Source organism: Spirillospora sp. NPDC052242 (assembly GCF_040679555.1).
Taxonomy (GTDB): Bacteria; Actinomycetota; Actinomycetes; order Streptosporangiales; family Streptosporangiaceae; genus Spirillospora.
The window spans coordinates 24,508-33,500 of sequence record NZ_JBFAUZ010000074.1 but is presented as its reverse complement, the minus strand read 5'-3'; the positions used below and the strand labels follow the sequence as shown (position 1 = coordinate 33,500).

Genomic DNA, 8,993 nt, shown 5'->3' with positions numbered 1-8,993 from the left:
GCACCGCGGAACAGCAGCAGGAGAGCCTGGATGATGCCGATGAACATGGCGACCAGGCACAGCACGATCACCAGCGCCGCCGGTGTCCCCGACGGCAGCGCCACGATCTTGGCCATCCGCGCGGCGAAGTCGCCCTGCGACGAGGCCGTCAGCGCCCAGTCCGACCACAGGTCCCCCAGCTGCAGCAGCTGATTCGGGAGCAGCGTGCCGATGACGGTCACCGTGACCAGGACGACCACGCCTTGCCCGGCACCGATCAACGGCGCCGCCTTGCGCGACAGCGCCATCTTTCCTGCGACGACCAGCAGTGCCGCCAGCGCGACGAAGACCGTCAGCGGCTGGACGAGCGTCTGCAGGAAACCGATCGCCGGCTCGTCTTCCAGGTTCGGTGACGGGGTCTCGACCCACCAGGAGGCGGAGTTGGAGATCAACCACCCCACCGCCGACTCGAACCCATCGGCGGTGGCCTGCAACATGTCGCCGCCGATCGCGGCCGGAAGGTCGGGCATCGGCGGGCCGAACGAACGGCCGTCATCGTCGGCCGGCTGCACGCAACTCGGCTCGAGCACCGGCGAGCAGGGATCCAGCGGCGCCATCACCCGCCACCCCCGCGCGGGAACCGAACGTACCCCTCGGCCGAGGCGATCGACACGGCCGACCCGTGCCAGGCCCCGCCCGGCGGGGCCACGACACGCCAATCGCCGTTCTCCCACCGCACCTGCACCCGGGTCGCCGCGCGGACCGTGACGTCACTGTCCCCGGGACCGGCCGTCACCAGGTCCAGCGTCGCAGACCCAGGTGAATAGCCCAGCCACCGAAACCCCTCCAGCACCATGTACGTCCGCCCCAGCGCCTCCCCATAAGGACGGTCGCCGCGATGCCGCTCGTAGGAGCGTTGCGTCGCCTCGAGCAGCGCGGCGGTGTCCGGTCCGATCACCTGGTTGCGGATCGTCGGTTCGAACACCCGTGGCCCCCACAGTGCGTGTGCCCGCACCACGATGTGGACGGCCGCCAGCAGCGCCCCACGCGGCGACCGCGCAAACCCGAACCCCTGCCCGTCGTCCGTCCGGCGGGGGCCGTCGGCCGAGTAGGGCAGCAGCACGCCGTGGTAGTCGCGCCATGCCACTTCGGCGAACGAGACGGGCGGCGCGCTCACCAGGACGGCCTGCGGCTCCGGGTGGGCAACGCGCTGCGCCGCAGGCGGGGCGGACTCGTTCGTGCACCGGGCCGCACCGAGCACCAGCGTGCCGCCGACGACCGTCCCGGCCACGGCCATCAGGGCGCGTTTCGACACCGGCGGCCTCATGTGAAGAACACCGTGACGATCGGCGCCGCCGCCGCGACCAGGCTCAGCCCGCCGAGCACCCACGGCACACCGGTCGCGCCGTCGGCGGCGAACGACGACCGGTTCTTACGCCCGATCGCCATCTGCCCACCGCAGATGAACAGCCCGGCCAGACCGCAGATCATCACGCCCCACTTGCCCCAGGCCAGCAGCTCCTGAATCTTGGCGTCCAGGCCCGGCGGCGGCGCCGGAGGCGGATCCGGCACCTCCAGCGCCGGCGGGGGATCGGTCGGCGTCGTCACCGGCGCCACCCCCGCCCACCCGCGACCAGACCCCGCAGCTCGTCCAACGCCTGCCGCGCCTTGCCCGGCAGCATGACCGCGGCCGGATCGTCCACGAGCCGCAGCGCCCGCACGTGCGGGACCCGCACCACGCCGCCGACCTGCCACTCCAGCAGCGCGAACCGCGCGGTCGCGTCCCGCGGCTCGGGGCCGCCGTCGCCGACGATCGCCAGCGCCGCCACGCCCTGGTCCCCTCGGCGCAGCACGGCGACCGCCGCCGTCGCGTCCTTCGCAGCGGTCGCGGTGTTACGGGCGGCCAGCACCACCGGGCGACCCTTCGCCTGCACCGGACACCCGTCCTGCTCCGGCGTCGCCCGGACGACGCCCATGTCCCAGGCCGCGGGCAGCAGCGCCGCCAGCGTCGAGGTCCCGGCGCCGCCGTGCGCCCCGGCCACCACCACGTCCAGGACCCCAGCCGCCCGCAGGCCGCCCGTCCCGGCATGTCGAAACCTCAAAGACCACACACCCCCGATCTGTTGCTCAGAGTTGATGGATGGTCACAGTACGTGGCAAGCTGGTGGAGCGCAAGCAACACCAAAGAACGTTTCTGCTCGTCAAACGTGCTTCTGCAGCATCGACCCACCACACTGAGAGGCGACGATGACCCCGTCCCAGGAGCCTGCGCGATGACCGAGAAGCCCGGCCGCGACCCCGACGTGCTCACCACCGCTGAACTCGCCGCCAAGCTCGGCCTGTCGCCCCAGACCGTCCGCCGGATGGCCCACGCCGGGCAGATCCCCGCGCTCAAAACCGGCAAGGACTTCCGCTACTCCTGGGAAGCGGTCCGCGAGGTGCTGCGGCAGCCCCACCACGAACCCGGGGTGACCCATGACCGAACCGCCGACCAGCAACCCGACAAGGGCGCCGGCTACCGCGCCCGACGCCAAGCCCGCACCGGCGCCACCGAACCCGGCACCGGCTGACCGACCCCAACGGCCCACGCGGTGAAGATCCTCACCGCATGCGCCGCCGCCATCACCCTCCCGCTGGCCCTCGTGCTGTTCCTGGCCGGACAGGGCCAGGCAGGAGGCTCAGCACTCGCTGGCGCGCCCACCGCTCTGGCCCGCAGCGACATCCCACCGGCCTACCTGCGCTGGTACATGGACGCCGCGCAAACCTGCCCGGGGCTGGGGTGGAACGTGCTGGCCGCCATCGGCAAAGTCGAAACCGACCACGGCCGCTCCACCCTCCCCGGCGTCCACTCGGGAGAGAACCACGCCGGAGCCGGCGGACCCATGCAGTTCCTCGCGGCCACCTGGGCCGCCTACGGCGCCGACGGAGACCACGACGGCCACAGAGACCGCTACAACCCCGCCGATGCCATCCACGGCGCCGCCAACTACCTCTGCCACAACGGCGCCGGCAAGGGCGGACGGCACCTGCGCCGCGCGATCTGGCACTACAACCACGCCGAGTGGTACGTCCGCAAAGTCCTCCACCAAGCCGACCGCTACGCCGACACCCCCACCGGAACCGGACGCGGCGGCGTCGCCGTCCGCGCCGCCCTTCGATGGCTCGGCACCCCCTACTCCTGGGGAGGCGGCGGCCCCTCCGGCCCCACCTACGGCACCGCCCACGGCTCCGGCATCAAAGGCTTCGACTGCTCCGGCCTCGCCCAACACGCCTGGGCCAAAGCCGGCATCCGCCTACCCCGCGTCGCCGCCGCCCAATACCACGCCGGAACCCACATCCCCCGCCACGCCCTCCAGTCCGGCGACCTGGTCTTCTTCGCTACCAACCCCGGCAACCCCGCCACCATCCACCACGTCGGCATCCACATCGGCAACGGCCGCATGATCCACGCACCCCAAACCGGCGACGTCGTCCGCATCGCCACCTGGGCCGGCAACCCCACCCGCGAACACCAATACATCGGCGCCACCCGCCCCGGACCCCACTCCCTCTGACCGGAGGCCCCTACATGCCTTGCGACAACCGCCCCCGCCCGGTCCGCAAGACCCCACCGCCCTGCGGACCGATCCGCGCGTTCAGCTACGGCGGCGGCTGGCAATCCACCGCCGCCCTCGTCCTGGCCGCCCAAGGCACCATCGACTTCCGCACCTTCCTGTTCGCCAACGTCGGCGACGACTCCGAACACCCCGCCACCCTCGCCTACGTCCGCGACCACGCCACCCCCTACGCCCGCACCCACGGCATCGACCTACGAACCCTCAACCGCATCCGCCGCGACGGCACCACCGAAACCCTCTACGGCCGCCTCATGCGCGAAGGATCCCGCTCCATCCCCATCCCCGTCCGCATGTCCAACGGCGCACCCGGCACCCGTTCCTGCACCGCCGACTTCAAGATCCGCGTCATCGGCCGCTGGCTCAAAGCCCACGGCGCCTCCCGCACCAACCCCGCCACCATCGGCATCGGCATCAGCGTCGACGAAATCCACCGCGCCAACGCCCGCCGCCACGAACCCCACGAACGCATCGTCTACCCGCTACTCGACCTCGGCATCCGTCGCGCCGACTGCCCCCGCATCATCCGCTCCGCCGGCCTACCCGTCCCACCCAAATCCGCCTGCTGGTTCTGCCCCTTCCACCGCCTCACCACCTGGCAAGACATGCGCCGCGACGAACCCCACCTCTTCACAAAGGCCTGCCACCTCGAAACCACCATCAACAACCGCCGCGCAGCCCTCGGCAAAGACCCCGTCTACCTCACCCGCCACAACGCACCCCTCAACGACGTCACCCCCGAAACCGACGTCCTCCCCTTCGACGAAGACGACGGCACCTGCGACTCCGGCTGGTGCTTCACGTGACCTCTACATCAGATTTTCGAGGGCAGCCGTGCTGCCGCTGCGGGGCGCCGAGCGAGGCGAGGGCCTCCCAGTCAATCGAACGCGCCACCGTGCTCATTGATCCCTCAAGCATCGAGCCGACGCACGCAGCCGCTCGGGAAACTGAGAGTCGTCTGGTCGGCGAGAGCGCCCACGCGCAGGTGTTCACGGTCGAGCAGATCGCCGAGATCCTGCAGATCGGCCGCGACAAGGTTTACATGCTGCTCCGGACAAAGCAGTTGCGCAGCATCAAGATCGGACGGTTGCGACGGATCACCGATCGGCAGCTCGCCGAGTACATCGCGGCGGCCGAGGACATGCCATGAACTCTATGCATCTCGACGGCTAGGACCCGGATTCGGGCGAGCCTGGACACTCACTTGGTCGCCTCGGCTTCGAGGCGGGGGATTCGCCAACGAGGAAGGGCTGGTCTCCCAAAGTGATTAGCCAACTTCGGTGAGTGGCTTAAGGGTCGTCAAGCCCCAAAGTGCGAGATGGAGCATGCCTAGTAGAGGGCAAGTCCTGACCGACGAGCGAACTCCGAGCAGACACGGGGACGTATCGGGACGAGCCGGGCGGGGAAAACCGGGACGAACTCGCGTTTGCCCTGGTGAACGGTGGTGGGGTCGCATGGGACTCGAACCCACATCCTACGGATTGGAAGCGCCAAAGCCATGCCAAACTGGGCTGGTGTTTCCCGTGCGCATCCCGTGTCGGAATGGTTCCGGTACGGACGGCGCGACTGTCGGCCCATCCGGTCCGCCCCTTCTCGCGGGCCGATCTGCCCGTGCGTGCAGTGCGTTGGACCGGGGGCGCAGGCCCGGGCTGCCGTACGGTCAGGACGATTGCAGTTCCGCGGTGCTGACGGGCGTGAGTTCTATTCGTGCGGCCGTCTCCTCGTTGGAGATCGGCAAGCCGGCCGCTGCGGCGCGTTCGTATCGGCGGTAGAGGATGCGGTCGTAGTGCTCGCGGCCGAGCCCTTCGTGCCAGTAGGGCAGCGACAGCACGCGTGTGGGGGTGATGCCGTGGGCGAGGGCGGCCTCGCGGCCGGCGGCCACGCGCCGCACCTCACCGGCGATCCACACGGTCGTGCGCTCGTCGGCCTCGGCGAGGGCTGCCCGCAGCGCGTTCTCCGTGTCCCCTGATGCGTCCATGTCGATGACCGTGGTGCGTAGGTCCGCGGGCGTGGCTCGGAGGATCTCCGTGATCGCGGGGCGGGCGCTGCGGTCGCCCATGATGACGAGGGTCTCGGTGTTCTCATCGAGAACGAGTTCGTGTTTGAAGCCGATCGCGCCGACGGTGTCGCCGACTTTCGCGCGGTGGATCCAGCTCCCGGACGCTCCCAGGTCGAGGGCGTCGAAGGTGATGGAGTCGGTACCGGGCGCGAATTCCAGCGCGGTGTAGGCGCGGGCGATCGGGCGCGCCGGGTCGCTCTCCCAGCTCGGGACCGCGAGCCGGTGCTCGTCGAAGGTCGGGAGGGTGACGGGGGCGCCGGCGTTCCGCGCGGTGAAGATCTTGAAAACGGGGGCGAGGCCTCGGGGCCGCATCCTCGTGATGAGCGGTGCCTGGATCCGGAAACGCAGAAAATTGTCGGGGCGGGGAGAGACGCTGGTGATGCGGGCGAGCGTCATCACCATTCCGTTGCCGAGTTCGTACCCTTTGTCGTTCATGACCGTGGCCCTTCTGTGGACGGCGTGCGGAGGTCGCGGCGGCTGCGGGGGATGACGATCGGTGCGCCGGTGACGGGGTCGGCGATGATCGTGCTGCCGATCCCGAAGACGCGCTCGATGAGCTCGGTGGTGATGACGTCTCGTGGGGGGCCCTCGGCGATGACGTCACCGCTTGCCATGGCGATGAGATGGGTGGCGTATCGGGCCGCCTGCGCGGGGTCGTGGAGCACGGCGACCAGGGTGCGGCCCTGCTCGTGGAGATCCTGCAGAAGGTCGAGGACGTCGAGCTGGAACGCGATGTCGAGGAAGGTGGTGGGCTCGTCCAGCAGCAGGATCGGGGTCTCCTGGGCGAGTGCCATCGCGATCCAGACCCGTTGCCGTTGCCCTCCGGAGAGCTCGTCGACGGGCCGGTCCGCGAGTTCATCGGTGCGGGTCGAGATCATCGCCTTCCGGAGCGCGTCCTCGTCGTCGCCGTTCCACCGGTGCAGCGGGCCTTGATGGGGGTAGCGTCCGCGGGCGACGAGGTCGGCGACGGTGACGCCGTCGGGTGCGGTCGCGGACTGCGGGAGGAAACCGATGGTGCGCGCGAGCGCTTTCGATGGGTAGGACCGCACCGTCCGGCCGTCCAGGAGGACGGCGCCGCCGGTGGGGGCCATGAGACGTGCGATGGCGCGCAGGAGCGTGGATTTGCCGCACCCGTTGGGGCCGACGATGACGGTGAACGACCCATCGGGGATGGTGAGGCTGAGGCCGTGCGAGACGATGCGGCGCTCGTAGGCGAGGGTCACGTCGTCGACGGTGAGGCGTCCGCGGGCGGTGGTCATGAGCGTGTTCTCCGGGTCTCGTGGAGAAGGAGCCACACCAGGTATCCGCCGCCGATGACGACCGTGGCGATGCCGGCGGGCAGCGGGGTGGGCAGGGCGTGCTGGGCGACGTGGTCGGCGATCGTGAGCATCAGCGAGCCGGTGAGCGCGGTGGCCGTCATCTGGAGTGCAGGGCCGCGCAGCAGCAGGCGTGCGATATGGGGCGCCGCGAGGGCCACGAACGCGATCGGGCCGGCCGCGGCGGTGACGACGGCGATGAGGGCGACCCCCACGGCGACGAGCGCCAGTTTGGCGCGCTCGACCGGCAGCCCGAGCGCGCGGGCGGCGTCGTCGCCGAGTTCGAGGTGGCGCAGGAGCGGGATGAGGAGTCGCAGCGCGGCCAGGAGAACCGCGATGGCGACGACCGCGGGCACGACCTGCCGCCAGGCGACGGTGCCGAGCGATCCCGCGCCCCAGGCGGCGGCGGTCATGGCGACGTCGAGTTCGGCGCGCAGCAGCATCCAGGTGTTGATCGCGCTGAGCGTCGCGGCAAGGGAGACGCCGACGACGATGAGCCGGAATCCCTGCAGTCCCGCACGGAGACTGAACATGTAGACGAGCGCGGCGGTCAGCAATCCGCCGAGCAGCGCGCCGGCGGCGACCTCGGCGTATCCGCCGGCGAGGACGATGATGACGATGAGCGCGCCGGTGTGGGAGCCGGCGGAAAGCCCGAGGATGTCGGGACCGGCCAGCGGGTTGCGGGTCAGCGACTGGAACACCGCGCCGCCGACCGCGAGCGCCGCACCGAACGCGACGGCGGCGAGGACGCGCGGCAGGCGCCACTCGAGCACCACGATCCGATCGGTGCGTTCACCACCGCCGAGGAGCGCGGAGACCACCTCGGTGGGAGACAGGGCGATATCGCCGGTCCCGAGCGCGACGACGCAGACCGCCGACACGACGATCGACAGCAGCGCGCACACCGCGATCGCGCGGCGCGGCGGCGCCCATCGTTTCGTGTGGGCCGGACCGGCGGCACGGCGCGGCGAGAGAAGAGACGCGAGCGTGCTCACCACGCGGCCGTCCTTCTCCGGCGGGCCAACATCATCAACATCGGCCCACCGATGACGGCGGTCACGATCCCGACGGGGATCTCCGCGGGCCGCATCAGCAGCCGTCCCACGATGTCGGCCACCAGCAACAGCGACGGGCCGAGCACGCCGCTGAGCGCCAGGACCCATCGCTGGTCGCCGCCGGCGGGCCGGCGGGCGAGGTGCGGAACCATTAGCCCCACGAACACGATCGGGCCGGCGATGGCGGTCGCGGCTCCCGCGAGCAGCGTGATCGCCGTGACCGAGAGGGTACGCGTGACCTTCACCGGCGCGCCGAGCCCGGAGGCCGTGTCTGCACCGAGGGCAAGGGCGTTCAAGGACGGCCCGACCAGCACCGCGATGACGCCGCCGACGACGAGGAACGGCGCCGCGGCCACGAGGACGGCGCCGTCGTGCCCGGTGAGCGTTCCCGCGTTCCACGCGCGCATCTGATCGAACGCGTCCGGGTTCAGCAGCGTGATCGCCGAGACGGCGCCGCCGAGGACCGCGGCGAGCGCGACTCCCGCCAGGACGAGACGGACCGGGTCCGTACCGCTTCGACCCGCCGATCCGATGAGGTACACCGCCGTGGCGACCAGTCCGGCACCCGCCAGCGCGAACCACACGTACGCGTCCGGTCCCGTCAGGCCGAAGGCGCCGACGGCGATCGTGACCGCCAGCGCGGCGCCCGCGTTGACGCCGAGCAGTCCGGGGTCGGCCAGCGGATTGCGGGTCAACGACTGGATGAGCGCTCCCGCGACGCCCAGGCCGACGCCGACCAAGACCCCTGCGACGGTCCGCGGGATCCGGAGATCCCGTACCATCCCGTACTCCTCGCCCGATCCCACGCCGCGCAGGGCGTCCCAGACGACGCCCGGCGCGATGCCCCGCGCGCCGACGCACACGCTCAGAACGACGAGAAGACACAGCGCCAGCGAGGACAGGACGAGCGCGGCGCCGCGTCGCAGCCGGACGGGGCCGTCCCCGTCGTCGAGTGCAGCCACCACTCCGG

The 8,993-nt window shown here is 71.0% G+C and carries 12 protein-coding genes; 4 read left to right on the top strand and 8 right to left on the bottom strand.

The annotated features are described in order from the left end of the window. The 4 genes from AB0L25_RS38460 to AB0L25_RS38445 all read right to left on the bottom strand — a co-directional run. Positions 1 to 596, bottom strand: a 596-nt coding sequence (locus tag AB0L25_RS38460; protein WP_500178261.1) for a hypothetical protein, incomplete at its 3' end; no start/stop codon positions are given. Beyond that, a complete protein-coding gene (locus AB0L25_RS38455) occupies positions 596 to 1,294 on the bottom strand; it encodes a DUF8175 domain-containg protein (RefSeq protein WP_500178259.1) in 699 nt (232 codons plus the stop codon). The genes AB0L25_RS38460 and AB0L25_RS38455, both read right to left, overlap by 1 nt. An 8-nt stretch (positions 1,295 to 1,302) precedes the next feature. Next, positions 1,303 to 1,587, bottom strand: coding sequence for a hypothetical protein (locus tag AB0L25_RS38450; protein ID WP_500178257.1), 285 nt, complete (start codon positions 1,585 to 1,587; stop codon positions 1,303 to 1,305). Beyond that, positions 1,584 to 2,081 carry a hypothetical protein gene (locus AB0L25_RS38445; RefSeq protein ID WP_500178255.1) on the bottom strand — a complete coding sequence of 166 codons (498 nt, stop codon included), beginning with the start codon at positions 2,079 to 2,081 and terminating at the stop codon, positions 1,584 to 1,586. Before AB0L25_RS38445 ends, AB0L25_RS38450 begins: the two co-directional genes overlap by 4 nt. A 171-nt stretch (positions 2,082 to 2,252) precedes the next feature. On the opposite strand from AB0L25_RS38445, the gene AB0L25_RS38440 reads away from it, so the two are divergent. The 4 genes from AB0L25_RS38440 to AB0L25_RS38425 all read left to right on the top strand — a co-directional run bounded on the left by AB0L25_RS38440 (position 2,253) and on the right by AB0L25_RS38425 (position 4,743). Further along, positions 2,253 to 2,549, top strand: coding sequence for a helix-turn-helix domain-containing protein (locus AB0L25_RS38440; RefSeq protein WP_500178253.1), 297 nt, complete (start codon positions 2,253 to 2,255; stop codon positions 2,547 to 2,549). Positions 2,550 to 2,570: 21 nt separating this feature from the next. Beyond that, the gene (locus AB0L25_RS38435; protein WP_500178252.1) at positions 2,571 to 3,533 is read left to right on the top strand and encodes a C40 family peptidase; all 963 of its coding nucleotides are present in this window, start codon (positions 2,571 to 2,573) and stop codon (positions 3,531 to 3,533) included. Positions 3,534 to 3,547: 14 nt separating this feature from the next. Then, on the top strand, positions 3,548 to 4,399 hold the full coding sequence (locus AB0L25_RS38430) for an adenine nucleotide alpha hydrolase family protein (RefSeq protein WP_500178250.1): 852 nt from the start codon (positions 3,548 to 3,550) through the stop codon (positions 4,397 to 4,399). An 89-nt stretch (positions 4,400 to 4,488) separates the two neighbouring features. After that, the gene (locus AB0L25_RS38425; protein WP_500178249.1) at positions 4,489 to 4,743 is read left to right on the top strand and encodes a helix-turn-helix domain-containing protein; all 255 of its coding nucleotides are present in this window, start codon (positions 4,489 to 4,491) and stop codon (positions 4,741 to 4,743) included. Positions 4,744 to 5,253: 510 nt separating this feature from the next. Here AB0L25_RS38425 and AB0L25_RS38420 read toward each other — a convergent pair. From AB0L25_RS38420 to AB0L25_RS38405, 4 genes are read right to left on the bottom strand one after another with little or no spacing between them, the layout of a single operon-like run. Continuing rightward, a complete protein-coding gene (locus AB0L25_RS38420; protein WP_500178247.1) occupies positions 5,254 to 6,087 on the bottom strand; it encodes a siderophore-interacting protein in 834 nt (277 codons plus the stop codon). Then, the gene (locus AB0L25_RS38415) at positions 6,084 to 6,911 is read right to left on the bottom strand and encodes an ABC transporter ATP-binding protein (protein ID WP_500178245.1); all 828 of its coding nucleotides are present in this window, start codon (positions 6,909 to 6,911) and stop codon (positions 6,084 to 6,086) included. Before AB0L25_RS38415 ends, AB0L25_RS38420 begins: the two co-directional genes overlap by 4 nt. Beyond that, positions 6,908 to 7,963 carry a FecCD family ABC transporter permease gene (locus AB0L25_RS38410; protein ID WP_500178243.1) on the bottom strand — a complete coding sequence of 352 codons (1,056 nt, stop codon included), beginning with the start codon at positions 7,961 to 7,963 and terminating at the stop codon, positions 6,908 to 6,910. The genes AB0L25_RS38415 and AB0L25_RS38410 overlap by 4 nt, the downstream gene beginning before the upstream one ends. After that, positions 7,960 to 8,985 (bottom strand): iron chelate uptake ABC transporter family permease subunit, encoded by a 1,026-nt coding sequence (locus AB0L25_RS38405; protein WP_500178242.1) that lies wholly within the window; start codon positions 8,983 to 8,985, stop codon positions 7,960 to 7,962. Before AB0L25_RS38405 ends, AB0L25_RS38410 begins: the two co-directional genes overlap by 4 nt. Positions 8,986 to 8,993: the final 8 nt, after the last annotated feature.